20 protein-coding genes are annotated in these 25,989 nt (G+C 65.0%); 8 read left to right on the forward strand and 12 right to left on the reverse strand.

Annotated elements, in window-relative coordinates:
• The first annotated feature begins 439 nt into the window (after positions 1-439).
• Positions 440-1,717 (forward strand): HEAT repeat domain-containing protein, encoded by a 1,278-nt coding sequence (locus tag ACIO3O_RS41945; protein ID WP_401756045.1) that lies wholly within the window; start codon positions 440-442, stop codon positions 1,715-1,717.
• Between the two features lie 212 nt (positions 1,718-1,929).
• Here the strand turns inward: ACIO3O_RS41945 and ACIO3O_RS41950 are convergent, their stop codons facing one another.
• The 3 genes from ACIO3O_RS41950 to ACIO3O_RS41960 all read right to left on the reverse strand — a co-directional run bounded on the left by ACIO3O_RS41950 (position 1,930) and on the right by ACIO3O_RS41960 (position 4,366).
• Entirely contained in the window at positions 1,930-3,456 is a 1,527-nt protein-coding gene (locus ACIO3O_RS41950) for an ISKra4 family transposase (protein WP_401756048.1), read from the reverse strand.
• Positions 3,457-3,515: 59 nt separating this feature from the next.
• On the reverse strand, positions 3,516-4,040 hold the full coding sequence (locus ACIO3O_RS41955) for a hypothetical protein (protein WP_401756051.1): 525 nt from the start codon (positions 4,038-4,040) through the stop codon (positions 3,516-3,518).
• Positions 4,041-4,120: 80 nt separating this feature from the next.
• Entirely contained in the window at positions 4,121-4,366 is a 246-nt protein-coding gene (locus ACIO3O_RS41960; protein ID WP_401756054.1) for a hypothetical protein, read from the reverse strand.
• 721 nt (positions 4,367-5,087) lie between these two features.
• Between ACIO3O_RS41960 and ACIO3O_RS41965 the strand changes: the two genes are divergently transcribed.
• Positions 5,088-5,321 carry a transposase gene (locus ACIO3O_RS41965; RefSeq protein ID WP_401756106.1) on the forward strand — a complete coding sequence of 78 codons (234 nt, stop codon included), beginning with the start codon at positions 5,088-5,090 and terminating at the stop codon, positions 5,319-5,321.
• 337 nt (positions 5,322-5,658) lie between these two features.
• Positions 5,659-6,210 (forward strand): SMI1/KNR4 family protein, encoded by a 552-nt coding sequence (locus tag ACIO3O_RS41970; protein ID WP_401756057.1) that lies wholly within the window; start codon positions 5,659-5,661, stop codon positions 6,208-6,210.
• 62 nt (positions 6,211-6,272) lie between these two features.
• On the opposite strand, the gene ACIO3O_RS41975 is transcribed toward ACIO3O_RS41970, so the two are convergent.
• The 6 genes from ACIO3O_RS41975 to ACIO3O_RS42000 all read right to left on the reverse strand — a co-directional run bounded on the left by ACIO3O_RS41975 (position 6,273) and on the right by ACIO3O_RS42000 (position 15,968).
• The gene (locus tag ACIO3O_RS41975) at positions 6,273-10,559 is read right to left on the reverse strand and encodes a hypothetical protein (RefSeq protein WP_401756059.1); all 4,287 of its coding nucleotides are present in this window, start codon (positions 10,557-10,559) and stop codon (positions 6,273-6,275) included.
• A gap of 528 nt (positions 10,560-11,087) precedes the next feature.
• Positions 11,088-12,326: an ABC transporter permease gene (locus ACIO3O_RS41980; RefSeq protein ID WP_401756062.1), complete on the reverse strand. Its 1,239-nt coding sequence runs from the start codon at positions 12,324-12,326 to the stop codon at positions 11,088-11,090.
• Complete coding sequence (locus tag ACIO3O_RS41985; protein WP_401756065.1) at positions 12,323-13,066, reverse strand: ABC transporter ATP-binding protein; 744 nt, start codon at positions 13,064-13,066, stop codon at positions 12,323-12,325. The genes ACIO3O_RS41980 and ACIO3O_RS41985 overlap by 4 nt, the downstream gene beginning before the upstream one ends.
• Positions 13,063-14,352 carry a peptidoglycan-binding protein gene (locus tag ACIO3O_RS41990; protein WP_401756068.1) on the reverse strand — a complete coding sequence of 430 codons (1,290 nt, stop codon included), beginning with the start codon at positions 14,350-14,352 and terminating at the stop codon, positions 13,063-13,065. Before ACIO3O_RS41990 ends, ACIO3O_RS41985 begins: the two co-directional genes overlap by 4 nt.
• Positions 14,353-14,492: 140 nt before the next feature.
• Positions 14,493-14,990: a hypothetical protein gene (locus ACIO3O_RS41995; RefSeq protein ID WP_401756072.1), complete on the reverse strand. Its 498-nt coding sequence runs from the start codon at positions 14,988-14,990 to the stop codon at positions 14,493-14,495.
• A 36-nt stretch (positions 14,991-15,026) separates the two neighbouring features.
• The gene (locus ACIO3O_RS42000) at positions 15,027-15,968 is read right to left on the reverse strand and encodes a hypothetical protein (RefSeq protein WP_401756075.1); all 942 of its coding nucleotides are present in this window, start codon (positions 15,966-15,968) and stop codon (positions 15,027-15,029) included.
• A 1,230-nt stretch (positions 15,969-17,198) separates the two neighbouring features.
• Between ACIO3O_RS42000 and ACIO3O_RS42005 the strand changes: the two genes are divergently transcribed.
• A complete protein-coding gene (locus tag ACIO3O_RS42005) occupies positions 17,199-17,363 on the forward strand; it encodes a hypothetical protein (RefSeq protein WP_401756078.1) in 165 nt (54 codons plus the stop codon).
• 132 nt (positions 17,364-17,495) lie between these two features.
• A complete protein-coding gene (locus tag ACIO3O_RS42010; protein WP_401756109.1) occupies positions 17,496-19,076 on the forward strand; it encodes an ISL3 family transposase in 1,581 nt (526 codons plus the stop codon).
• Positions 19,077-20,548: 1,472 nt separating this feature from the next.
• Here ACIO3O_RS42010 and ACIO3O_RS42015 read toward each other — a convergent pair.
• Entirely contained in the window at positions 20,549-21,526 is a 978-nt protein-coding gene (locus ACIO3O_RS42015; protein WP_401756081.1) for a hypothetical protein, read from the reverse strand.
• Positions 21,527-21,553: 27 nt separating this feature from the next.
• Between ACIO3O_RS42015 and ACIO3O_RS42020 the strand changes: the two genes are divergently transcribed.
• Positions 21,554-22,036, forward strand: a complete 483-nt coding sequence (locus ACIO3O_RS42020) for a helicase associated domain-containing protein (protein ID WP_401756082.1) — start codon at positions 21,554-21,556, stop codon at positions 22,034-22,036.
• A complete protein-coding gene (locus ACIO3O_RS42025; protein WP_401756085.1) occupies positions 22,033-22,458 on the forward strand; it encodes a hypothetical protein in 426 nt (141 codons plus the stop codon). The genes ACIO3O_RS42020 and ACIO3O_RS42025 overlap by 4 nt, the downstream gene beginning before the upstream one ends.
• Before the next feature lie 56 nt (positions 22,459-22,514).
• Here the strand turns inward: ACIO3O_RS42025 and ACIO3O_RS42030 are convergent, their stop codons facing one another.
• Complete coding sequence (locus tag ACIO3O_RS42030) at positions 22,515-22,997, reverse strand: hypothetical protein (RefSeq protein ID WP_401756088.1); 483 nt, start codon at positions 22,995-22,997, stop codon at positions 22,515-22,517.
• 948 nt (positions 22,998-23,945) lie between these two features.
• Positions 23,946-24,545: a hypothetical protein gene (locus ACIO3O_RS42035; protein WP_401756090.1), complete on the reverse strand. Its 600-nt coding sequence runs from the start codon at positions 24,543-24,545 to the stop codon at positions 23,946-23,948.
• Positions 24,546-25,079: 534 nt separating this feature from the next.
• Between ACIO3O_RS42035 and ACIO3O_RS42040 the strand changes: the two genes are divergently transcribed.
• Positions 25,080-25,988, forward strand: a complete 909-nt coding sequence (locus ACIO3O_RS42040) for a replication initiation protein (protein WP_401756093.1) — start codon at positions 25,080-25,082, stop codon at positions 25,986-25,988.
• The last annotated feature ends 1 nt before the right edge of the window (position 25,989 follow it).

A 25,989-nucleotide genomic window follows, 5' to 3' on the forward strand; every position in this document is an offset into this window, starting at 1 on the left:
CCTGCCTTCATGCACGCCACGGCCAAGTTCACCCGCCTCCATCCCCCTTTTCGATCACATCGTGCTCATGGTCGATAGGAAGACGGCTTCTGAGGGCTGGGGAGCTTGCGGCGGTACGGGTTGGGTGGAGGAGTTCGCGTCCGAGGTGCTCGCACCGTTGGTGCGGCGGGATCAGCGCGAGAAGGGTGCCTTGTATCTGCGGGGACTGTTGCTGGTCGGCTGCAGGAAGTCGATGCAGCCGATGGCGTGCTCACTCTCGCCGCCATCACACTCATGAGGCGTCGCCTCGCCCGGCCCGCAGTCCATCCGGACGCAGCGCGACCGCGGCCGGCTCCAGGTGTCCATGCCGTGTGAAGGGTGAGCTGGGTAGCCGCGGGCTTCGAACTGGTGCAGCACCTCGTACGACGGGGATGTCAGTGGGACGTGACAGCCTTCGTTCATGATCAAGGAACATGACCACAAGCTGTTGGCCGGGCTGGACGCTATCGACTGGGAACGACTTCACCACGCATACGGCAGTGCCCACGACGTCCCCGACCGGCTGCGTCTGGTGTGCGGAGATGACGAGGACGCGCGCAAGAATGCCTGGCTGGACCTCTTCAACACGATCTTCCACCAGGGCTCCCGTTACACCTCATCGGCCGCGGCCGTGCCGTTCTTCGCCCGGATCGCGATAGCTGGGCCCGCCCACGCGCGCCCGACCGCACTGACGATGCTGACCCGGCTGGCGATCGACTGGCACGACCAGTACTCCCTGCCCGCAGGCATCGACACCGCGACCTGGCGCGCTGCGGCGGCCGAGCACACGCCGGAGAAGATGGCAGCTTGGTACCAGGAACAGCTTTACACCGAAACCGATCCCGACCGGCGCCGCTCCTACGAAGAAGCGCGAGACTGGTGTCTGGAAGGTGCAACGCCCGACGATGCTGCGAGCACGCTGCCGTCGTACGACGCTGTCCGCGCAGAACTGTCCGGCCTCTGCCCGCTCCTGGACGACCCGGACCCCGACATCCGTGTCCGCACCGCCTACCTCCTTGCCTGGTTTCCCGAGGAAGGCACGCGCACGGTCCCCGAGATCCTGGCACAGCTCGACCGTGAGTCCCACGCCCAGGCCACAGCCACGATGTTGGTGGCCGCGGGGCTGGTCGGCGACCGCTCCCTGGTTCCCCACGTGCGGCCCTACCTCGCCGCGCCGGAGCCGCTGGTGCGGTGGGGGGCTGCCACCGCGCTCGCCCGCCTGCTGACCACCGGCTCCCGTCCCGGTGCCGGCAACGAGGAAATCGTGACTCTGGTGATCGAGGAGCTAACACAGGCGATCACCACGCCCCCGACCGTGTCACATATGCCCGAAGCCGTCTTCAACGACGGGGACCTTGGCGGGTACGCCGCCCGCGCCCTCGCCCCTCTCGCCGCCCACGCTCCCCGCCCTGTCCTGCCCATGATCATGGATGCCCTCAGCGCGAACAGCGCCATCGCCGCCAAGGCCGTCACCGCCGCACTCCAGAACGCCCTCCCTGATGAAGGACTGCCCGGAACACCCCTCTTCACCGACCTCGGCGAGAGCACCCAGCACATCCTGCGGTGCGTGGCCGCACGCGGCCCCTGGGACGAGTACCAAACCCCGGTCGAAAGCTGTCTGCGCGCTGGCGGCCTGCCCGACACCCGCCCCAGCCTGCACGCATACGTTCAACTCAGGGACCCCCACCTGCCGTCGTAACATCGCGCGGGTTCAAGGATGGGTTCGTAGAACAAAGACACCACCATCCCCTGACCGCGTGTACGTCCGCCCCGCCAAGGCCGCCCACCACGACCCTGCGACGTCATCCCACTGCGCCCCTAACTCGCACTCTGGCGGCTGCCGGTACCGTCGGGCAAAGTAGGGGCAACGCGAAGGCGGTTGGGTGCGGCTCGTTCTGAGTGAGATCGCCGTCAGGCGATGAGTCCGTATTGATCCTGGTCAGACGGGTAGAGGCGGCGGTGTTCTGCGGCGATGTGGTGTCGCCAGTAGGCTTCGAGGTCGCCGTTGGCCGTGGGGGCACGGAGTTTGAGGACGGCTTCGGCGCCGGCCGGGCCCCAGCGGGCGCCGCCGATATCGAGTCTGTCGGCGATCAGATGACGTGCGGTGCCCTCGATGATCCCGGTGGCTATGGGCCAGCCGGCCGCGAGGGCCTGGTCGTAGTGCAGGAAGTCGATGTTGCCGCGCAGGTAGCGGACGCACGTATCGACACCATGACGCTGTTCGCTGGTCAACCCCGCCTGATCTGCCTGGGCCTGAAGGTCGTTGGCGACCTCTTCGGCATCGCCGTTCAGGATGGCGAGAGCGTGGGTGGCGACCCAGTCCTCGACGGTCTTGTCGCCGGGGCGGTGGAAACACCAGGCAGCGGACCATGCCTTTTCAAGAACGTGGATGATGTCGATGACGATGTGCACGTCGATACCGTGCAGGCGGGCTTCGGCCTGGACGAGGTCGAGTTGGTGGCGGGCGCCGTCGACCAGAACGACCCAGGTGCGGCGGTGGTCGGGGTCGCGAGCCTGTGCGTGGTCGAAGACCTGCGCGATGACGTGCTCGGCGTCTTGCTCGACCGAGCCCACCAGCCATTTGCTGCGGGCGACGGGGCCGGGCCTGCGGACATGCCCGTCCGCGAAGCCGCCGGGTGGAGTGATCACGTCGTGCGGGCGACGGGGTGCGGGCTCAGTGTCATAGACCGCACCGAGCGTGGCCATGCGTTTTCTGCCGCTCTTCTCCCCGGCTGCCAGCCGGGTGCGGAAGGTGTGCTGCCGCTTCGCGGCGGCCTGGCGGGTGACTTCGCGCAGGGCCTCGGGCCTCATGACGATGCCCTTGCCGTCCGCGGACAGCACCAACACCGTGGACGCGGTGCACGGTTCGAAGACCCTGGCCTCGTAGAAGCCGTCGATGTCACGGGCTGCCTCCACAAGCAGACCGGCGAGCCGGCGCTTGCCGAGCACGCGGCCGCAGCGGCGCACGATCGTCTCGTGGGCCGCGTCATAGGACATGCGGATGGCCGCCCGGACGGTGAGGTGGGCCAAGCCGTGGGAATGCCGGCCCCGCGGCAGCGACAGCACCTCATCCGCCGGGTGTACGTTCGACGCTTCCAGGTGCCGCCAGGCGCACCGGGAGACCGTCACCGTGCCGAACACCGTGGCCAGCAACCGCCCATGCCCCCTCTCCAGACGTGGCCGGAGCAGACCATCAGCGCCGAACACACGGGGCCGCCGCTGTTCCACCGCTTCCTGCTCACGCTTCTCCCTCAGGTCCAGATGATCCTGGAAGAGCTGTCGCAGCAGGTCACGGCCCCGCTCTTCGAGAAGGTCCTCCACCTCGTGATGGGCGAGCCCGCCCGCCTCGGGCGAGGCCAGATCCGTCACGAGCGCCCCGAACAAATTCGTTGCCGCCTCAAAGCAGTCAGAGCTCGACGGCATGTCATACCGTTCCACGAGGTTCTTCTTCCTACGGACATTTTGGTTGGCACCTACGAACGTAGGAAGAAGGGCCCTCAGTCGCCAGAGCCGGGACTGAACGGCCCGAGGTCCTCGGTGTGTTCGATCAGCTGGAACAGGCCCGGGCTGTCCTCGGTGAGCCAGCCCCGCCTCGCCAGGCGCTTCAGCTTCGCCCGCACCGACTCCACCTTCGAGGCCCCCTCGCCCCACCCGATCGCCACCGACACCGCCTTCGACCGCATCGGCCGCCCCGCAGCCTGTAGCACGCCCACGACATCCCGATAACCCGCCGACAGCACCGACACCTCCATTCCCGGCTCCCACTGCGGCACCGTCACCACCCCGATCGGCGACCCCGATCCGGCCTCCGGCGGTTCCGACTCCTTGCGCGGCACCGGCTGATCAGCAGCCGCGTCGTCGAGGACCTCGCGCACCACCATCCGGGCGATCTCCACCTGCGCGAGCATCTCCTCGAACGCTTCCAGCTGTTCGCCCAATTGCGATACCCGAAGCCGCAGTTCGGCCACCCGCTCACGGATCGCCGCCTCGCGCCGCGACAACTCTTCGAGCAAGGACACCATCACCCCACCCCCTTACCCAGAAGGTAGAAGCGATCAGCACCCATCACCAGCCCGCTCACACCCACGCGCAGGTCAGCCAGTCACTCGAAACGAGCCGGACCCATCCCGGTTTCCACCACAGTGTGCTGGGCGACTTCCGCGACCGGCTCGCCCAGCAGGATCGCGCCGACCAGCTGCTCGACCTGGCCGTGGCACGGCTTGCGGCGGCCGGACTGGTCAAGCAGCGGGGCAAATAGCGCACCGACTCCACCCACGTCCTGGCCGCCGCTCGCGAGCTGACCCGCCTGGAGCTGGTCCTTGAGGCGGTCAGGGCCGCGCTGGAACACCTGGCCAAAGAATCCCCCGAGTTACTCGATGACCTGGTCACCCAAGAGTGGGCCAATCGTTACGGCCGACCGGCGCGACTGTGTTCCCAGCCCAACCACCCCGTCGCCCGGCTCAGTCAGGCCGGCGCCGATGCCCACGTCCTGGTCACCCGGGCGCCGGACCGCGTCCGTGGTCGCGCACTTCAGGCACTGCGACAGATTCTGGTCCAGCAGTTCACGACCGACGAGCACGGCCGACCGCGTCCCCGCAACAGCAAGGTCGGCCTTCCGCCGGGCAGATGGATGATCCGCTCGCCTTACGACTTGGACACTCGCTTCGGGCTGCGCGGGAGCACCCGCTGGAGCGGATATCTACTGCATGTGATGGAGACCTGCGACTCCGACACCCCGAGTGTGATCACCGACGTCGCCACCACGGTGCCGACGCGGGACACCGAGGCCGTGCCCGGCATCCACACCCGCCTCAAGAAACGACGTCTGCTGCCCGCCGAGCACCTCATGGACGGTGGCTATCTCTCCGTCGCCCTCCTCGAAGCAGCTGACCGCGAGTACGGTGTCAGCCTCATCGGGCCGGTCAAGGCCAGCGGGCAGTGGCAGCACAAGGAGCAAACCGGCTTCGCCCGCGACGATTTCACCGTTGACTTCGCCAGCCAGCAGGTGACCTGCCCAAGCGGTCAGACCACCACGAGCTGGGTCCGGGCCCCCGCCCACAACCCCATACATCGCCGCCCACTTCCGCCCCCGCCAGTGCGGCCCCTGCCCAACCCGTTCCTCATGTACCCGCGGCCAAGGGCCCCGCACGGTCTACTTCCTCCCCAGATACCTGCACGAACTCCAGGCCCGCAACCGCGCCGACCAGCACGACCCCGCCTGGCACAAGCTCTACGCACTCCGCTCCGGAGCCGAGGGCACCATCGCCGAACTGGCACTCGGCCACCGAGCACGCCACGGCTGATACCACGGAATGCCCAAGACACATGTTCAACATGTGCTGACCGCGATCGCCGTGAACATCGAACGCCTCGTCGGGCAGGATCCCCCGGACGCGACGCACAGACCCCGCCGCCCGACGGCCTTTCAGCAATACCTCGAGCTCCGCAACCCCCCACGCCCACACTGGTGGCGCCAAGGGAAATGACGCACTCACCCAAGATCCCCGACAGAGTCGCTCTCTGCCAAGGGGGCCACTCAGAGCCAACTCCTCTCATTCCGTAAGAGTCTCCTCGACGCGGCCAGGGGGAGAAGATGTCGTAAGCTGCGCCGAAGGGTGCAAGTTAAGGAGAGGAAAATCCATGGGAGATGTGCAGGTTGTGTGGCAACGACTGGTGGGTTGGTTGGGAGAAAATGCGCCACGTACAGCGTCTGCCGTTCTCGCCCCTGCGACCCAGACATCGATTTCCGCAGCCGAGGAACGGATGGGTCTTGTCTTCCCGGACGAGCTTCAGAGATGGCTTTTGCTCTCCGGGACAGGCGATGATTCGGTTGACGTGACAAAGGGGGTGATGGCAGGAAACCGCAACCTGCTAGGGCTTGCTGCCATCGAGCGCATATACGAGTTCAAAATGGATATAGAGCGGGATGACCCGTCCGACGATCCGGACTTTCCCTTCTGGCATGAGCAATGGATTCCTATCGTTTCGGACGATGACGCTTGTTACGGTAAGTTCCTGGATGTGTGTAGCGGACAGATCGGCTCATTCGGAGACGGAGATTGGCCTTCCTTCGGAACTCATGAATCTCTGTTCGCTCTTTTCAGCGATACGATCACTCTCATGGAACAGATTACCTCGGAGATGCAGCACCCTTTTGGGCGCATCCAGGGCGGTAGTCTTATCTGGGACTGATATTAAGAAAATGAGCAGGGCCCAAGGTGTCAATCTGCACCTTGGGCCCTATTCGGCTTGTACTACTGCGGCTTGGCTACGTCGAGCCAGTATTGGTCTCCATCAAGAAGACGGTTTGAGTACATAAAGGTTCCGAAGCGGTTCATGGAACCTTGGTTATGCCTGCCGGACATAGACGACCGGCCACACGTCTCAGTCCAGGTCGGCACCTTTTCACCCGGTGCCGGGTGCAGGCGCCACTTTCCGTCCGGGTCCTTCATGGTTACGGTGCTGATGCATTCGTCCCCTGACGTGACCGGCTTGGGGTTCTTGCCACCATCATTTGTCTGCATTCCTCCGCTCTGGTAAGTAGCGGCGAAGGTAAATTCGTCACAATTCGGTATGTCGCCCGGCTTGACGAGCGTCGGAGAGAACTTCTTGGCCCAACCATCGGGACAAACGGTGTCGCGGTTGAAATCCTTCTGCATCTTCTTCGGGTTACTCTTTTGAGGTGTATCGTTTGCCAGGAAATTCAGCGGGCTCCCTTGGCCTTTCAGTCCAAAATGGGAAGGGAGCTTGTGCTGAAGCATCCAAATATGGGCGGCAGCAGCAGGATACTTGGATTCACTGAACGTGTAAGTGGGTACCCAGCGCGGGAAGACGCACCCTGCAGGCTTATTTTTGAACTGGTCATCACAGCGGATTTCTAGTTCGTCCTCGCCTGCAGTGAGCGGGTCCGGCGCCACCATGCCATTGATGCTGGCAAGGGCGCTCCATGAGAGCTGCATATTACTTTTGCCCGTGCCAGTCCACTCCGTAGTTTGAGTGGCAGTCAGGTGGTGCAGGTCGCTAGCTCCGGTGAAGGTCTTCGAGCCACTCCATACTGCAGGGTCACTCTTGCAGAGACCTATTCTGCAATGGAAGTCGACATTTATCGTCGCATTGGTAACGTTCGGCGAGGCCTTGTCTACGCTGATGTCGACCTTCTGCGTAACCTTTTTGGAATCTCGACTCGTTTTGAGCTCCTGTCGATAATTAAAATCTATCGACACGGGCTTCTTGTTCTGGTCGACTCCGGAGGCACTGATAGTACTTACGATGCACGCGCTGGTGCGATCATAGGTGAATGTCTCTTTGGTGAGCGCGCAGGATACCGTCCCTGCCTCATCAGCGGCTGCCAAGGCTGGCGCCGCGGCAGGTGCAACTCCACCCTTCATAACCGGACCAACGGCCTTGCTTCGCAAGCGAGGTGCAACCGGCTTTTTCCAGAACAAATGCCCCGATATTATCTGTGGCATCTGGGGGAACTCGGGGTCGGGACCGCTTTCATCGGTAGGGTCGGAGAATGCCAGGTCGGTGGGGAGCCCCCAGTAGTCCCCTGGGACGAACGCGACTGCGTCGAACGCGATGTCCGCGCTCCCGTTGCCACCGTTGAAATTGTCCAGGGTGACCTTAGGTGTTACTTCGCCGAACGAGTAGGCGCCCAAGTCGACCCATTTGTTGGACTGGTTGTCCTTCTGCGAGATCACCTTCTCGGTGACGCCATTGCTAGTTGTGATCTTGTAGCGGGCAGCGCCGGTTTGTGCCCCGTGATCGGGGACGAACACGTACACCTTGGCCTGGCCATCATGCTCTGTGAGCTTTCGGCCCAAGGACCAAGTGCCGGTGACCTTCATCCGGTCGCCCTGCGGGGAGGGCTCCGGCGAGCGGGTGTGAGTGAACCAGAAGTGGTTTCCATAGGCGGCACCGATCTGGTGGGTATCAATCTTGCCCGGGTAGGTGGTGATGTTCTGCCCGGTTTTCGCGTCGGTGACCACCGATGGCTGGTAGGTGAGGTTGAAGGTGCCGTCAGACTTCGCGGGCCCGCAGCCTCTTGAGGCCGATCCGGTGGGCGTAGCGCCGTTCGGAAGGTCATCCACGATCAGAGCATTGGCAGGCAGACCGCTAGAGCAGCGCGGGGGGTAGGAGTTGGCGTCGGGCTGTTCCGGGTAGCTCGTGTTGAAGCGGTGGACCTGGTGGCCGCATTCGGCGAGCTTCTCGCAGTCCTTCCACTGGGCTGGCTTGTCCCACCAGCAGTGCAGCCAGTGGGGGTTGCTGTCGCTGGTGCCGGCGTCGAGCTTGCAAGCTCCCTGTCCGGGGTCGTTGGAATCACTGTTACTGATCTTGGAAGGGTCGCAGTTGTTGCTGCTGTCACAGAACAGGTCTATGGGTGGCTTGACTGCGGTGCGCTTGTTATCGCCGTTCCACCAAGCGGCTAGGTAGCCAGGACCGAAACTTCCCGGAGCGGACATGGCAGAGATGGGGCGCGCTGCCCAACCCAGTACCTTTTCTTGGTAGGGCCAGTCCTGTGGATGCGCAGCGTGACTGTAATCGTCCCCTCCGCCGGCGTTCTCCAGGAAAGGCGTACGGTTAGCCTTCCACAGTGGATTCGCCGGGTTGTTGGTCCAGCCCAGGCCTTTGTGCCCGGCGGAGTCAGCGGCGGAATAGAAGCCGGAATTGTAGGCCCACAGAGCAAAGAACCAGTTCTCGATCCATTGCGGATGCCCGCCGTTGACTTTCATTCCAGCGTAGTAGGTTTCGTCCCACTTACGGGAGAGTATCTGTGCCCCGTAGGCGATGTTGGCCGCGTAGTCCAGAGCGACAGCTTCCTGGGTGTCGGGCGGCAGGGCCGTCTCACCCTTTTTGGTCTTGCCAGCCAAGCGCATGCCGTCGGTGGCCTGGGTGATGCCGTAGCCGCAGTCAGCATCGGAGAAATTGATCCGCCAGGGGTCGGCCTGGGCACCGTCCGCGGCGTATTTGGTGCCGTAGAAGTTACCAACCAGGCTGTTGGCAGTGACACCCGGCACGGCGTACCGGGTGGCCTGCCACATGTTGGTCTCCTGCGCGGTGACGCCGAGCATCACCTGCGAAGGAATGTGCCAACGGTCAGTTTCCTTGGGGTCCTCATTGTCGAGAGTGGCATTGGGGTCGCCCGCGAGAGTGATTGGTGGGAACAGGCCGTTAGGGCTATAGCCGTCCATCCCGGTGTTCTTCCAGTTGGCTGGCCGGTTGAAGGTCAGATTGCCGATTACGGCTTGGTCCACTGCCCATTCGATTTGGCGCGGGGTGGGCTGGAAAGCCTGCTTCTTGGGGTCGTTGCGTGCGACAGCACAATACCGCTCGTCAGCGTCCTCGCTCGGGCCGGTGGGCGATGCCGCTCGTCCGAGTCTCTCCACGGACTGCGGCGTGCGACCATCTCCGCTCTTCTCAGCGGATTTTCCCTTAGAAGCGACTCCAAGGGCCGGTGAAGGGTGGGTGCCCGTCTCCGCATTCTTGCCTTCTGCCCGGGGGGTTACATCCAGGGCGACTGACGAGTTCGTAGCCAGAACTTTGAGGTGTGCGCGTGCTGGCCGGGTGGGGTCGGTGCCCTTTGGTGTCAGCATGCTCGTCTTGCCGTCTGCCCATGCGGCCGACACTGCGGCGTGTCCCAGGCTGGACATGCGAACGCCCTCAGTCAGACCGCCCGGGTTCGCTATCCGGGCAGGGAGTTTGCCCTCGCTGACGGCCTTTCCAGTAATGAACACACGGCCCGATGGCGTGCTAGCCAGGTCCCATTCTCCGAGCTTCCCGGAAGCGACTGTGTCCGTCTGTGTTCTGCCTCCGGCCACTTTCGCGGACGTCAGGTGCCTGGCCCAGCTCCGAGGTTCGTCCGTCTCTTTGTTCTCCTTCTCCCGCTCGATGTATGTAACTCCGCCATCGGCATCGACGGTGAGCTGGAACGGCACGGTACGTGTACGTAGAAGTTCGGTCTCCCTGGTGCCGTTGAGTCGTACGAGCCTGTTGCCATGGGCGGCGATGATGCCGCTCTTCGTCGGGACGGCCGAAGTTACCTGTCCGGGAACGGTTATTGGGGCGGTGAGCTGGCCGGTTTTTGCGTCTGCGGTGACCAGTCGGCTCTGCTGTCTCTTGTCGCCGTCGTGAGAGAGCTGGGTGAATATCGCCTCGTCACCATTGCCGCATCCAGGGCTGAAGTAGGCCAAGGAAGCGGTCTGCGGCAGTTTGGTGACCTTACCGGAGGCTAGGTCCACGAGGGCGGTAAAGGCGCCGCGCACCATCAGTTCGGGCTTGTTGGTGAAGGTACGGGGGGCATAGGCAACGGCGGCGTACTTACCGGAGGCTGTCAGGCAAGCGTTACCGATCCAGGAGTCGGCGTCGAAACCGTCTTCGCGCAGGGTGGCGGCTGTTTTCCACTGGTAGCCGTTGGCCTCGTTGGCGAGGAGCAGGTGAAAGCCGGTTCCGTCTCCGCTGGTGGCGAATGCGGTATCTTTGGACTGTGCGTATTGTGCTCCGAGTTTCGCGGCACGTTCTGCGGCTGGGATAGCGGATGGCATGACAGAGTTAGTCACCGTCTGGTTATCCCAGCCGTTAGCAGCATTCTTCGGCGGAACACGTTCATCTGCCCCGGCCGGGAGACTGGTAGGTATCGTCAACGCTGCTGCCGCAACAACGATGACAGGCGCACGCAGGCGCCTTGTGGGTCTCTTCACTCTTTTCCTCTTCTCGTTCTGGCGACGGCTGCAACCGGTATGTGCAGCCCTATGCACCCGAGGCGGGCGGCCAGGTCTTAATAAGCCCCAGCAACAAGCAGGTCCGCTGTGTTGAGGGGGGTAGGTAGGACGACGGTGCTACTCGTGCCAACCTTCAGAGGGCTGAAGGGCACACAGCAGCCTGCGCTCGTCCTCCAAGGTTTCGGGCGCGCATGATCTCGCTGTCTGGGAACCGGGACGCCGATCGTGGAATGTCCTAGACGGGGCGGTACGTAAGGGAAAGCCGCGCCGCACTCCACGATGCCTTCGTCTCCCTTGTCTGCAGCCTCACCTGCTGGCCTCGGCTTTGGTCTGCGAGCAGGCCAGCCTCCGTCATCGACGTAGCGCTTCCAGAGGCTCAATACGTGCAGCGCGCCAAGCGGGATAGAGGCCAGCGAGGAAGCCGACGAGTGTGCCGATGAGGGGCGCTGGCAGGACGGTGTAGGGCTCCACGACCGCTGTCCACTCGCGGAAGATCGCGGTGGCGAGCACAGCGGCGATGCCCAGTGCGGTGCCCACGAGGCCGCCTAGGGTTCCCAGGGCGGTGGACTCGGTGAGGAACTGGATGGTGATGTGTCGTGGTCGGGCGCCCAGGGCTCGGCGGAGGCCGATTTCGCTGGTGCGTTCGAGTACGGCGACCAGGGTGGTGTTGGCGATGCCGAAGGCGCCGACTGCCAGGCAGATGGCGGCCAGGAGCAGGAACAGGCCGGACAGGTCGGTGTCGACTTGGTCGCGCAGGCTGCGGGGGTCGGGTGGGGGTACGGCCTTGAGGTGTGTGGGGTTGTCGGGTCGCAGGGACAGGGGTGCCTGTTGTGCGATGAGTTGTGCGGCGCCGGGGTTCGTGTGGATGAGTGCTTGGGCTGGTGTGTCCTGGGGAGGCCCGTAGTTGGTGAGGGCGGTGCTTGTCGGGATGGTGATGCCGAGGAGGGTTTGGGGGAGGCGTTCAGAGTCGTCGATGACGCCGATCACGGTGTAGGCGGTGTCGTTGATGAAGACTGCGGCTCGTGTGTCTGCTCGGGTGATGCCAAGTTGGTGTGCCGCTGCGCTGCCGAGAAGGCAGACGCGGTCTTTACGGCGTTGGTGGGCGTCGTTGTAGAGGGTGCCGCTGGTGAGATGGGGCTGCGCGGCGCGGAGTGCTCCGGGGCTTGCGGCGTACAGGCCCAGGGTGGTCTGGCTGTCGGAGGCAGCGGCTGTGGGCTGGTTGGCGATGCGCGGGTTGCGCAGCGGTAGGGGCCACCACACACCGCCTGCGGCAACGCCGTTGAGGCGTTCGAGACGGGCGTCGCTGTCTGCGGGAAATGAGGTCTGATCCTGCTGCGACAGAGGTCGCTCGGCAGCGCTGATGGTGTCTTCGACCGTGACGGTGGTGTCCTGCAGCACATTGAAGGACTTGCCGATCTGGCTGGTTGCCGTGGTCGTCAGGCCCAGGACCGCGACGAAGGAGCTCACTCCGAGGATGGTGCCGAGCATGGTGAGGACCGACCGGCCAGGGCGTTGCACGAGGCCGGCGAGTGCCTCGGAGACGACGTCCCGAAGTGTGAGACGGGTGGTGTATGAGGTGGGGCGAGTCATGGGGCAGTGACCTCGGTGAGATGGCCGTCGAGGATCGTGACGCTGCGGTGGGCTCGGGCCGCGACGGCGGGATCGTGTGTGATCACGATGACGGTGACGCCCGTGGCGTTGAGCTCTTCGAGGAGATCCATGACCGAGGCGGCATTGGTCGAGTCGAGGTTGCCGGTCGGCTCGTCGCACAGGAGAAGGTCAGGAGTGTTGACGAGCGCTCGGGCGATGGCCACGCGTTGGCGTTCACCGCCGGACAGGACGGTGGGCAGCGCATGCTGTCGATGGGTCAGGCTCACTTGCTGGAGGGCCGCCGAGGCGGCGGCGCTGCGCGCGGCTCTGCGTGGCGTGACGTAGAGCTGCGCGAGTGCGACGTTCTCCAGGGCGGTGCGGTGCGGCAGGAGGTGGAAGGACTGGAAGACGAAGCCGATGCGGTGTCCGCGGATCGCGGTACGTTCGCGCTCGCTCAAGTCCGCGGTGTTGTGGCCGGCGAGTTGGTAGGTGCCCGCGGTGGGGCGGTCCAGGAGGCCAAGAAGGTTGAGCAGCGTGGACTTACCCGATCCGGAAGGTCCCACCACGGCAATGTAATCGCCATGGGCCACAGACAGATTCGCGGGTCGCAGTGCCTCAACCGGGGGCACGCCGGGGTAGGTGCGTGCGCAGCCCGAGAGTTCCACCGCCCATTTACTGGGCGTGCTCTCGGAAGTTGGGGCGTTGCGCCGCAGGCGGCGCGTGCGCAGGCGGCTGATCACTGGCTGACCACGACTTTGTCGCCCTCGTTCAGACGGCCGTTCACAGGGGTCACGGCAACGATTCCGTCTGCGGAGGCCCCGGCCTTGACCGTGACGGTCCGGCGGCTTCCACCGGGATCAGCCACAGTGACAGTTGTCTTCGTGTCAGCTCCGGCAGACAGAGCGGATACGGGCAGAGTAAGCACGGGTTCTTCGGTCGCAGCGGCGCTGATGGTGATACGTACGTCCTGCCCGACGAGCTTGGAGTCCCAAGGACGTGCAGGTTTGATCACCAACGGTAGATAGGGCGTGGTGTCCTCGGGAGCAGCCGACTTCTCCGAGTCTCCCGACTTCGCGTCGGGAGTCTTCAGCGGACCGACAGACGCGACGGTGGCCTGCTGCTCTGCCCCCGTGCTCTCGGCCAGAATGCTGACCGCCATCCCCGGTTGAACGAGATCTGCCTGTGCCGGGTCCAGCTTTCCCGTGAGCGTGAGCTCACTGCGAGCCAGGGTCAGCACGGGGCCGGAGATCGTGTCGCCGATCTGCAGAGGAACAGAGGCGACTCGCGCAGGCAGAGTAGCGACGAAGAGGACTTCAGACCGGGGCAACATCGGATAGCGGGCAGAATCCGCTCCTTCAGCTGAAGACCGGTCTTGACCGGCCCCGGATGTTCGGGGCGGACCTTCGCTCGCACCGGTCTTGGCGGTGCCCGAGCCGGATCCTGATGATGCCTTCTGCTCAGCCGGAGCCGCGGAATTGGAGTCAGCTGGACCTGAGAGCGGGGCAACATAGCCCATGGCCTTGTACATGCGCCCCAGCGCACTGGCCGTTCCGGTTTTGAACTTTCCTGACGGGTCCCCCGCTGTACTGTGCCCGAGCGAGCGCAGCGCCTTCTGCAGCTGGGCGACGTCCTTACCGCTGTCACCGAAGTGAAGGTCACGGTAGGCGGGGAGCACGCCGGGCAGCGCGAAGACGGGGCGCCCGGAGTATTCGACCAGGGCGCGCCCGGCTGCGGCCTTCCTTCCCGGCTTGGTGAAGACCCCGGTGATGATCAGGGCGCTGTCCGGATCGGAGGCAGCTGTCGCTGCGACCGCAGTGGGATGGGCCGTGACGGCGCGTCCGTTGGAGAAGGTTCCTCGCACCACCGTGGTGGAGCGAAGGACCTGCCTGACCACAGGGGCAGTGACCGTGCTCGGCGCAGGCGGGCGGGCATCGGCGGCAGCCTGCGCAGGGGACTGAATCCACTGCGACGCTGCCACTCCGCCGACAGCGATAGCCACCGCACTGGCGGCGGTGATGACAGCCACTCGGCGACGGCGCGTGAGGCGCGTAGGCCGACTGCGGTGTGCCCTACGGGCCCGCTGCGTTGATTCCTGTGTCACTGGTTGCATTCCCGATCTACTGATCATCGAGCAGGGCCACAAGCCCCTGTGGCAGAGCTATTCGGTCAGGAAGTGCGCTTGACCGCAGCGTTTTCGTTCTTCAGCTGGGAGTTCAAGTTGGCAACCGAACGAGGGCTGAAGCTCTGCGCCGCACCGGAGTAACCCGACCCGAAGTACACCGTATTGGTGGCGCCCCCTTCCCCGTTGGCGCCAGCCGCAGCATTGTTCTTCGCGGCGATGCCGTCGCCATCACCACGGCAGTAGGCATTGCCTGCATTGACGTTCATGGGGTTCTGCGTATTGCGGAAGACATACTCGATGCGCTGAGTCGGAGTGGGAAAGTAACCGGCCAGATTCGAGATGCTCTTGTTGGAGAGGAAGCAGCTTGACTCCCAGAGGTTCTTACCCTTGGAGTTGAACATCAGCGCGAAGCAACTCTCGTTACTAACACTGCATTCCTTACCCTTGTAGGTGGTCGGCACAGCATGAGATGGTGCGACGGCCAACATCCCTGCGCTCACGGTCAGCGCGGCAGTTACCGTAATGCGTGCAATATTCTTCACTGGATATCTCCTTGTGTTGTACGGCTCATCCTGGATTCAGGAAGAGGAAGTTGCTGCCTTCTTGACCGCTGCTTCGGTGGCACCCTTGTCCTCTTGCAGCGCGAGCTGGTTCTTCTCTATCAGCTCTTCCTGGATGGCAGACTCTGCCTTGAACCAGGAATCCACGAGGTTCGTGGACTTCTTGCATTCGACGTCAGCGGTGGCAACGTTGATCTCACGCTTCGACGGGTTCAGCGGAGGTTCTCCCTTGACGCGAACGAGCTTGGCTGCGTCGAGCGGAGTGGAGACGGTATATCCCTTGCCCCGCATACAGGTGGACCAACTCTGAACAGCGGCACGCACCTTGGGGTCGGCCTTGGAGGCCTCGAAGCTCTCATTGTTGAGACGGCCGGCCAACGAACCATCAAGGGCTCCGATGCGCCGCTCGGACTCCCCCACACAACCGCCCGCAGGGACACCACCCGAAGCGGACTGACCTCCGCTGCTGGAACGGCCCATAAGAGCAGCATTGGCTGCTTCTGATACGACCTCGTCTGCGGGAGGTTCACCCGTCTCCGGCAGCCGGTATGCACGTTCACGCGCTTCGTCCAAGTCGCTCAGGCCGTAGCGACGGGGCATGTTTGCGTCGTCAGCGCTCGGCGGCGGGAAGTGGCCGGGCTCAGGAGGATTGTAAGAGAACCCGAGGCGCTTCATGCACGAACGCTGCACCGCCAACTGCGCACGCTGGACGGTAACTTTCTGCGAGTAGGACACCAAGTAGGGCTGCAGTGGAAGGCTCAGGCCTTTTGCCAGGCCGCTTTGCGCCTGGGCGGCCGGCCACTTACCGCCTTCCGTGCTGTCCGTGGGCGCCGCCCCCTTCGGGCTGTCAGCCCCCAGGCCGCCGTTGCCGCCCTGCGAACAGCCGGCCACCAGCATGGCGCCGACCAGTACAACCACGGAGCCGATACCCCGACGCAGCACAGGAGTGCGTGTGTTCATTGCCTACCTTGCCTTTCAAGCCAATGCGCAAATATCGACGCATGACGCTTCTTGCCTCACGCCTACTGTCGTATTCGACAACAGCACAGCGCCCATCGGGCTACGGAGGACCTGCTGCCATACTGCGTAAGTAAGGGGATGCTTTCGCTCCGCCCGCACTCCAGGTGGGGGTTCGCTGCCAGTCGCCCCGCATGCCACGCGGGTTCACCTTGGGGACGAAGGCACGGCTATGCGGAGCTTTCGCCAACTGCCAACCGCTCGTGACACGAAGGCTCACGCCGAGGCCCAGCGAAGCTGGATCTACTCGGCGAGCATGGCCCGTTCCGTCGCGAGGGTTTCAACAACGGCCAGGCGGAAGCTGGCAACCTTGGCTAGCACGTCGCGCGTAAATCTCACTCTTGCTTCTCCTGATGGTGCATCTATGAGTGCAGCGACCCAGGTCACGAGTCGACACATCCGCCTCCATCACCCCCGGAAGCAAGATTATTAAAGCATCGCTACAAGCAGACCAAACGGACATAACCTTGCGAACTGCATTGTTACAAATGCATCTCGCGCAGTCATTCGACTAGATCAACCTGCGGCACCCCCTCAGCTCCCGCATCACACGCACCTCGTACTGCAGTCAAATCGCTACCAGCGCTGCGGAGTTGGCGTCCTTCAACGCCAACTCGGCGGTCAACAGCGTTATTCAACAACGTTGATAAAATGCGAAAAAAATACCTTGCTGTTACACAGGGCTCCCGTCGGCGGAACAACGCGTCGAAGGGGGCCACCGGCTGTCCGGTGGCCCCCTTCGACGACTTCAGCGTCGGGCACCGCCCCATCCAAGGACGGCCCTTGCGCGGCACTCTCCGCTTCCCTGCGCTGCGCGACCCGCCGCTCGGGGATACTGCCCCGCACATCGGGCGTCGGCTTGCGGGTCGACGGCGATCGAGGCGGTGCAACCGCAACGGCCTCTCGTCCAGCCTTGAACGCACCGTCCACCATGTCCGCCGGTATCTGGGCACCCCCGTGCGTGGGCCTGCACTTGCAGCGCCGCGATGAAGGCGTTCACCAGGGCTTCGTCTGCCTGTGGTTCAGTCGACGCTGTCGACGTGGTGGGCCCCTTCGACGGCTTCTCTGCTGTCTTCTCCGAATTCTCAGCGATCTTGAGCAGCTGATCGGCCTCGCGCCGCTGCGCGGGAGTTGAGGCGGTGGCCTGCCTTCGGTGGAGTTCACCAAGACCTTGTGGATTCCACCGACGCCGGCGGCACCAACTATCCCGATCGCTTGCATCTGCTCGATCATGGAGGCGACGTCGGCACGGGGCACACCGTGCTTCGCATGCAGGTCGTACCCCGTGGCGAACCCGTGTTCCGCCACCTTCATCGCCGTTTGTCGGCGTACACGTGAACGTGGCTCTGGCAAGATTTTCGCAGGCGGAGATCATCTGGTCAGCAGGGTCGTTCGGTCTGCGGGGCGGGCAGCCTGTGACTGTGCTCTGTTGAACTGGTCAGTCTGTTACCGCAGTTGTCTGCAGTGCTTGTGGTCTCGGTCGAGGTCTCAGATGCAGTGGTGGCGGTCCGTGCCCGCACGAGATCCGCTGTCCCGGCGGGGTGTACGGGATGCGGAAAGCTCAGTACGTGGTGCCACAGCCGATATTCACGCCGTCTTTCTGACGTCACGCTCGCGGGCAAACCTCTCCTCATCGACCTGTCCGTCCGCCGTCTGTACTGCGAGAACACGATGTGTACGAAGGTGACCTTCGCGGAACAAGTGACGGGGTTGACCGTGCGCTACCAGCGGCGGACACCACGACTGCAAGACCTGGTGGAGGACGTCGGGGTGGTGCTGGCCGCCCGGGGTGGTTCCCGGATTCTTCGGATCTTGAACGTCAGGTTGTCGAGGGTCGCCGTTCTGTCCCAGCTTATGCGGGTACCGTTGCCTGCGCTGGTCACGCCCCGGGTGCTGAGGGTGGACGACTTCGCGCTCTACGGCGACACCTACGGAACTCTCCTGGTCGACGCCACCACCCGGCTCCCGCTGACGCTCTGGGAAGGACGCGACGCGGAACGGCTCGGCCGCTGGCTTCGCGAACACCCAGGAGTTGAGGTCGCCTGCCGCGTAGGTTCCCTCGCCTACCGGCAGGGCATCACCACCGGTGCCCCGGATGCCGTGCAGGTCAGCGACCGCTTTCACCTCTGGCAAGGACTCTCCCGCCGAGTTCAGGACATCGCCTCCACCCACCGCGGCTGCCTGCCCGCAGCACTTCCTCCGATCAGTGATGCCAGTATCGCGTCGGTTGAGAAACCCCTTGAGAACACCACCGCGGACACGCGAGCCGAGCGCCATGCCCGAAGGCTCTTCGAAGCCGTTCAGCCTTTGACCCGCTCCGGTCGGAGCCACAGCTCCGTTGCCCGGGAGCTCGGCCTGAACCGCCGCACCGTCAGCAAGTACGCCCGAGCCCAAGCTTGGCAGGAGGTCGTGCGACGCCTTCCGCGCAAGGCCTCCACCCTGGATCCCTACCTCGACTACCTGCAGCAACGCTGGGACGAGGGGCAGCACAGCGCGAAGGTCCTGCACGAAGAACTGCAGATCAAGGGCTACCTCGGCCACTACCAGCGCGTGAAAATGGCCGTTGCACCGCTCAGGAGGGGTCTGCCCATCGACGAGCCCCGCGAGCGGCCGCCCTCACCCCGCGAAGCCGCCCGATGGATCACGACCCACCCCCACCGGCGCAACCCGCACATCAACGACCGCCTGCCCCGCCTTCTCGACCACTGCCCTGAACTCAGGACCGCCAACGACCTGGTCCGCCGATTCGCCGCCATGCTCGACCACCGCGACGCGACATCCCTGCCCGAGTGGCTGGACGACCTCGCGAACACCGGACTCGCACCGCTGACCGGCCTTGCCAGAGCCCTGCGCGAAGACCGAGCTGCAGTCACCCAGGGCATCACCACCGCCTACAACTCCCAGGTCAACGAGGGCCATATCACCGACGTCAAGCTGCAGAAACGGATCATGGCGGGCCGAGCTGGCGTCTCCCTCCTCAGGCACCGCGTCGTCCTGATCGCCCATCTCCGCCGCCGCTTCGTGGACCGGCCGACCATGCCACCGAGATGATCTCCACCTACGAAAATCTTGCCAGAGCCGCGTTCATGTGTACGCCGACACCAGGCGTGCCACGTCGCTCGAACCGCAGGATCCACTGGCGTCCCCTTCCGTGTGTGCGAGGCCCCAGTGTCCCGTGAGTTGGGTGGCTTTGTTCACGCGTCGTGAAGTCCGCTCGTCACACTCGGAAGGCACCAGCCGAGGCACGAAGTCGATGTTCACAAGAACGGGAGGCAGCCCCTTCGCACCCGGCAACAGCGCGATGACGGCTGTCACCCTGCCCGTGGCGGCGCTTGGAAAGGGGGCACCCTCACCGCGTAGTTCCGGTGTGCACCGACGTCCATCCCTGTCTGCATTGAGCGCGCTCGGTGCGGCGTGGTTCCCCTTGACACAGGCCCTGGCCAAGGGGAACCACGGCGAGTACTCACTGGATGGATGCGCAACATCGTCCCCACGGTGTCGTGCACTCCGACGCGGTGTGCTCCACTCACGGCCGGTCGCGTCCACTCGCGGAGGCGCATACCGAACATCGTTGGTGAACACCACGCCCCTGGTGCTAGTTGCGCTCCGAAATGCCCCTGCCGTAACAGGTACTCCCACCGCTTCCCCAGCCCCAAGCCTGTCCTGGGCCTGGGTGCTTCCGCGTGGCGTGGGTCGCCTAAAGGACGTTGATCCAACTGCTGCAACGCCACCAGACAGCGCTTTCCGCCTGGATAGAGCACACTTGGTAAGACTTGACGGCCGCGGGTGTCCAAAGCTGGCCGGAGTTGCCTCCGTTACCGTCGGGGTCTGCCACCTGACCCTGCGTTCCGTCGACCAGCACGTAGAGAGTCCGGAAGCCAGCGCCATCGGACCGCTGGTCGTAGGCGAAGACCCGCCGGTTGTTGTCACCGACGCCACCGTGCCCGCAGTTCTCGGTGCGGAGAGGGCCGCAACTGTTGACGTGAGTGTTGCTATCCCACGCACTTGCGGTTGGTGCCAGGCCCACTCCCGCTCCCACCACCACCGCGAGGGAGCCCATCACGGCTGCGACTCGTTTCTTCATGCCAGTCTTCACTCTTTGTCCCATCCTCTATTTCGCCAACGAATGTGCGTGCTCTTTGTAGCTGCGAAAGGTGCAACGCGCAACGGTCTGAGGGAAGTTGAGGTGTGATGGGCTTAAGCGGACCATCGGGATCCGCACTGGAAATGCGGCCGGTGTCTTGGGCCTGGGGCCAGCCCTACGCCCCGCTGACGCTGACTGACTCCTACGAGATGGAGCCCGCCTTCGAATACCTTCTCGCGGTCAAAGGCCATGACGGGGGCGCTTCGGCCCTGGTCGGGTCGACCCAGGCAGAGTGGGTGCGGACATTCCTTCTGCTACGGCTGGCCGAGGGCATCTTGCATGGGCTTCCCACTCTCGGCGGGTGGACTCCACTCTCTGAAGTGGATGCTCAACATCGCGGGTGGGCACTGCTACATCGTACGACCGACATCGGATGCGCTCAGTGGCCGGCATCCCGGCCGCAGTGCATTCCGGGTTCCTGCAGGCGGTGCGCCTGGTGGTCGTCTTGGCGCACCGGAGCCACTCCGTTGGCATCGTCCTCTTCGGCGTAGGAGTCCGTGCGGGCGCGGGAGTCGTCGGCTGCCCTGGTGAACGCGTCCTGGAGGTGGCGCAGTCGGTCGGCCGTGAGGTCGAGGGCTTCTACGTCGGTGCGGGATTGCCTCAGAGCTCGCAGCGCCGTCAGGTCGATCGCCTCATGGTGTCCGGCGTCCCGGTCCTGGTCGTCGTGCTCGCGGTCGGCGGCCGCTGGCGCAAGCAGTTGCTCGGGCATCGCCGCTTGCTGATGCCGGGCGACGTCGTACGCCCGGCCCCGCACAGCAGTGGTGGTTGCGGTGCGCAGCTTCTCCCGCACCACCGCACCGGCGAGGACGGCCCGCTCGTACTGCAACGGGAGGCGGGGGATCTCCCACTCCCCCGCCTCCGAGCCCGGGAGCCGGGGTGCAGCCGGCTCGCCGGGACCGGCCGGGGGCTGCCGGTCCGGATCGGTGGCCACGGTGAGTGGGCGGCGCGTGGCGGGGAGGTCGGACAGCGCCCAGCGGGCGGTGTAGAGGCGGTAGCCGGCCTCCAGGCCGCGTACGGTCGTCGGCTCGCTGATGTCCAGGCAGTGGGTGGAGATGGCGGCGGCCACGATTTGGTCGTCCAGGCCGGGGGCGCGGCGGCGGCCGCGCAGGACGAGGGCGAGGTGGCGGCGGGCTTCGGCGAGTAGGTGGCGGCGGTGGAAGCGGCCGCCGTCGTTCATCACGAACACGGTCGCGGCGACGTCGACGGCCGCCAGGGCGACGTCGACCACGGCGGCGGCCCGGGCCCGGATCGCCGCGGCTGCGGCACGGGCGTACTCGAGGAGGGAGGTGATGACGTCGGCGGCGACACCGGAGGTGAGGATCGCGCTCGCCTTCCACCAGACGCGCTGGAGGGTCACCCCGAGTGGAAGAGCGCGCTGGAGGCCGTGGACGAGCACTGGAATCCGGCGTGGCCGGCGGAGTGGCAGCGGCACTACGCCGCGCTGCGGGAGCTCCTGTCGGATGAGGACGACCAGTCCGAGGTCCTGCCGGGCTTCACCGTTCACGGCATGGACATCGGGAAGTGGCTGGTGAAGCAGCGTCAGCACACCGTCTGGGAGGGGCTGATGGACGGGCAGCGCGCGCTCCTGGAGGCGGTCGGCGTCGTGCCGCTGCCCCCGGAGAAGGCGGAGCCCCCGAAGGCCGCCAAGAAGGCCATGAGCGCCTTCGAGAAGGGTGTGGCGGCCCTGGCGCAGTACAAGGCCCGTGAGGGCTCCGTGACGGTCCCCAGGGCCCACGTAGAGGCGTTGCCGGACGGGTCGGAGGTGAAGCTCGGGGTATTCCTGTCCAACAGCAAGAGCCGCCGGGACCGGCTGACCGCCGACAAGCTCGCCGCGCTCGCCGAACTCGGACTGGAGTGGGCGGCATGAGCACCGGACAGCAGGACGCGGACGTGTACGGCCAGGAGCTGGCCCGCATCGGCCAGCACCAGGACAAGGCGGTCGACGCGCGGTTCACCGTCTTCCAGGCCCTGGCGGCCGCCGGGCTCACGAACGAGCAGGCGGACGACATCGTGTCGAAGGTGGAGGCCGGGGCGGTGGCCGGCGCCCACACCTGGATCTCCGAGAGCAGCCCTCCGCACGGGTCCGAGCAGCACTTCGAGGACGGCTGGTTCGCCGGAGTCCGTAACGTCGCCAGCTACCTGCTGCGCATCGCCGACTCCACCGCCACCACGGGGCGCGGCCTCGCCGCCTCCAGCGCACTGCTCCTCGCCCACCTTCAGCGGCAGATCTCCCCGGCCCCGGAGGAAGCGCCAGCGGAAGAACCCGCCCGGCCGTGGTGTTGGAGGTGACGGACGTCCTGGCGGCGGCGGAGCGCAGCCCGTGGGCCCTGGCCACGCCGGAGAAGCTACTGGTCTGGGTCGTCGGGTTCTTCGGATTGGGGGTCATACGAGAGCTTGCTGATAGGACGTCCATTCAAACCAACAAGCAGATGCTCGGTGAAAACCTCCGTCACGGTGATACGAGCCCTGACCCCCATTTCACGGAACTCCACGTTGGTCAACTCCGCTAGATTTTTGAGCCGTTGAGTGAAGTCTTGCTGCTCCTGATCGGTCAGCCGCAGGGGCGGGGAAGCTCCGCGAGGGCGGACGACCGTCGCTCCATTTATGAGACCTGTTTGAACATAACGCTGCTCGCGCAAGCGGCTGACTGCACGGCGGGTGGATTCGTATCGGGCGCGATCTGTGTAGATCTCACCGTCTGGCGTTATGTGAGTGGCCTTCGCCAGGTCTTGTAGTCGCACCCACGTTCTGCCCGCGGGGTGTTCGGCCACTGCCTTACCCAAGTCATCCAGAATCTCCCGCTGCACCCTGCCGAGACCGCGACTCATCCCCTAAGTGTTGCATTCGGGTGAACCTACCGGGTCATGGCTGCAAGTTGATCGCCTGTGACCCTCGGTGCATGAACTCAAGGAGCCTTGCTCTCCCATCCGACCAGTCGCTCCCCCACCTGGTGGTGTTGGTGGTGGTGATCACCGCACTCTTCTTCTTCGCGAGTCTGTGCCTGCTGGCTTGGTGGCACCTGAGCGTACGGACTGCACCAACACGGCGGCGAGCGCCGAGGCGTGCGAATGTAGGTACGCGCTCGTGGACTGCAATTGGTGCGGCTGCGACCACAGTTGCGGCTCTTGTCGCAATACTCGCCTACCTGCTCCCGCGCGGGTGATCCGCCACTCAGGACGTCCGGCGGCGGAGCGCTTCCCGTGGGCCCTGGCCGCGCCGGGGAAGCGTCACTGGCCGGACGGCGAGTTCCTGGACGCCGCTCGGAGCGCGGTGCGCGCCGAGGAACGCGAGGGGACATCGAGCGCCTGAAGGCGTTCGTGGTGGAGCACCGCGCCCGTCTGGACGAGATGCTGCGGGCGTACGGGCCGGGCAACACACCCGCCTCGCACGGCCGGTACGCGCTGATCGGGCAACCCGAGACCCTGGTCATCCTGGAGCACATGGAGAACAACCCGTTCGCGCTGCGCGGCCGGTGGGACGAGGAAGAGGAGCCCGTCCTGCTGGACGACCTCGAGTATGTATGGGGCCCCGTATCCGCCTCAGCCGATGACCGGCCGGGAACGAGCGGCGGGGCCGGACATGGAGATCCTGTCCGGCCCCGCCGCTTCGTGGTCGTCCCCATCCGAACGGAACTTCCCCTGGACGGAGTCGGCGGCGCGCTTCCCAGGGTCTACACGCACTGCAGTTTGATGCCGTGGGCTCGGATGTCGTGGCATCGCACTGGCGTGCGCGTAGGGCCTGGGATCCCCGGGGTGTGCCCCTGCTGGCAGGCGTCGTCAGCGGTAGAGGCTCCAGCCGCCGAGGCGGGCCATCAGCGCTTTGGTTTCCTTGCCGTTCATGCCGAGCCCCGCGGCCACGTCCTCCACGGGCTGCGAAGCCGCGGCGCGGGCAGCATTGTGTCCCAGTGCCGCGGCACGAACTTGCAGTACGTGGACGGCTTTCAGCCCGGCTACCGGAGACTCCCTGACCAGCTTCTCCACTTCTCGTTCGAGCTCTTCCAGCCGCTCGGTGATGGCTGTGGGCAAGGGAGCGGTCGTCGTCCCTACCTGCGAGGTGTGCTGATCCCACTCCAGCTCGCACTTGTCGGCGATGCTGCTGCCTGCCTCGTAGAACGGTTTGTCCCCGAACCCCTCCCAGTCGAGGGTGTGCGTCTCGCCTTCCCAGCCGCAGGAACACGTGGCGCGCAGGGCCGCCGCCTTGGGCCCGTGGAACTTCGCGCCGTCGTACACTGCCCAGTGCGTGACACGTCGTGCGTCACCGCCGGACATGGAGGTGACGTACACCGGCTTCGGGGTCTCGCCGTCCTCCAGGAGGACGCTAACCCGCCCTTCGTGGGACTTGCCGTACAGCTCGTAGGTCCACGTCTCGTCTTCCACCACTCGCTCCCTTCCTGCGACCGCTGACAATGGCCCCGTCCTCGTCGTCGAGCGGCGCTGGCGGAGCGGTAGGACGACAGTCCCGCACCTGGGGGCGTTGCCGGGGCGAAACAGGTGAATCGGGTGCCGTCATCAGAGGTGAGGGCAAAGACCCGAACCACCGGTGCAGGAGCCCGGGGAGGGAACCATCTGACTTGGTTTCTGTCCGACCTTAAAGTTCCCCGCCCTGCAAGGCGGGGTGTGGCGGCTCCTGGGTGGGACGGGCACGGGAGCAGCAGTCAGCTGACTTGGTCTTCGTGACTCACTTGAACTTCCCTGGAGGGAGCGGGGGGAGTGGTAGCGGTGGGACGGCGCGGGCAGGGAACCATCGGACTTGGCTTCGTGTCCCTCTTTAAAGATCCGCGCCGTATCCAAGGTTCAGGGTCTGCAAGGAGAGCTGCTGTCACCGAACCATCTGACTTGGCTTCGTGACCCCCTTTAAAGATTTCGGCGTGTCTGGCACTTTGCGCTTGATCGGCCGGAGATGATCAGCATATGGACGTGGAGTTGCCCGGGGTGCAGTGGGACGAGTTGTGGCTGCCGTTGCGGCCGTATGCGACGAACTGGCTGCACGAGGGGATCAGGCGGGAGCGGCGCCCGGTGGCGATGACGCGCCGGTACGTGGAGGTGAACCCGTCGGCGGTAAGCAATCTGCTCGTCGTGGATGTGGACCACTCCGATGCGGTGCTACGGGCGGTGTCGTCGGTGGACTCGCATCCTCTGCCGAACGCAGTGGTGGAGAACCCGGTGAATGGGCATGCGCATGCGGTGTGGGCACTTGCGGAGGCGGTGACGCGGACCGAGTACGCCCGGCGCAAACCGCTGGCCTACGCCGCCGTTACCGAGGGACTGCGACGGGCCCTGGACGGGGACGCGGCCTACTCGGGGCTAATGACGAAAAACCCGCTGCACACGGACTGGAGAACCGAGTGGCTCCACGGCGTCCTCCACACGCTCGGAGGGCTGGAGGAGGCGCTGGGCGGTCACATGCCGCCGGCGCGCTGGCGGGAGACCAAGCGGTTCCGTACCAACATCACAGGTCTGGGCCGAAACTGCTCGGTCTTCGAGACAGCCCGGACCTGGGCGTACCGCGAAGTCCGCGACCACTTCGGCAGCCCCGACACCCTGCGCGCCGCCATCCACGAGGAAGTCCACCGGCGGAACGCGGAGTTCACGGAGCCGCTGCCGACCAGCGAGGCACGTGCCATCGCGAACAGCATCCACCGGTGGATCACGACGCGGTCGCGCATGTGGAAGGACGGCGCAGCGGTGTACAAAGCCACCTTCGTGGCCATCCAGTCCGCCCGCGGCAAGAAGGGCGGGAAGGCGTCGGGGACAGCGCGCGCTGCACGCCGGAATGAGCGGACCACAGCAATGCGCGACTACATGAGGGGAACGCTGTGAC

The sequence above is a fragment of the Streptomyces sp. NPDC087440 genome (genome assembly GCF_044744005.1).
Classification (GTDB): domain Bacteria; phylum Actinomycetota; class Actinomycetes; order Streptomycetales; family Streptomycetaceae; genus Streptomyces.

Excerpts from the sequence above, each read along its gene's own strand:
- ACIO3O_RS41945 (WP_401756045.1), top strand. The coding sequence starts at position 440 with ATGATCAAGGAACATGACCACAAGCTGTTGGCCGGGCTGGACGCTATC.
- ACIO3O_RS41955 (WP_401756051.1), bottom strand. The coding sequence starts at position 4,040 with ATGGTGTCCTTGCTCGAAGAGTTGTCGCGGCGCGAGGCGGCGATCCGT.
- ACIO3O_RS41970 (WP_401756057.1), top strand. The coding sequence starts at position 5,659 with ATGGGAGATGTGCAGGTTGTGTGGCAACGACTGGTGGGTTGGTTGGGA.
- ACIO3O_RS41975 (WP_401756059.1), bottom strand. The coding sequence starts at position 10,559 with ATGCCATCCGCTATCCCAGCCGCAGAACGTGCCGCGAAACTCGGAGCA.
- ACIO3O_RS41980 (WP_401756062.1), bottom strand. The coding sequence starts at position 12,326 with ATGACTCGCCCCACCTCATACACCACCCGTCTCACACTTCGGGACGTC.
- ACIO3O_RS42000 (WP_401756075.1), bottom strand. The coding sequence starts at position 15,968 with ATGAACACACGCACTCCTGTGCTGCGTCGGGGTATCGGCTCCGTGGTT.
- ACIO3O_RS42025 (WP_401756085.1), top strand. The coding sequence starts at position 22,033 with ATGAGCACCGGACAGCAGGACGCGGACGTGTACGGCCAGGAGCTGGCC.
- ACIO3O_RS42030 (WP_401756088.1), bottom strand. The coding sequence starts at position 22,997 with ATGAGTCGCGGTCTCGGCAGGGTGCAGCGGGAGATTCTGGATGACTTG.
- ACIO3O_RS42040 (WP_401756093.1), top strand. The coding sequence starts at position 25,080 with ATGGACGTGGAGTTGCCCGGGGTGCAGTGGGACGAGTTGTGGCTGCCG.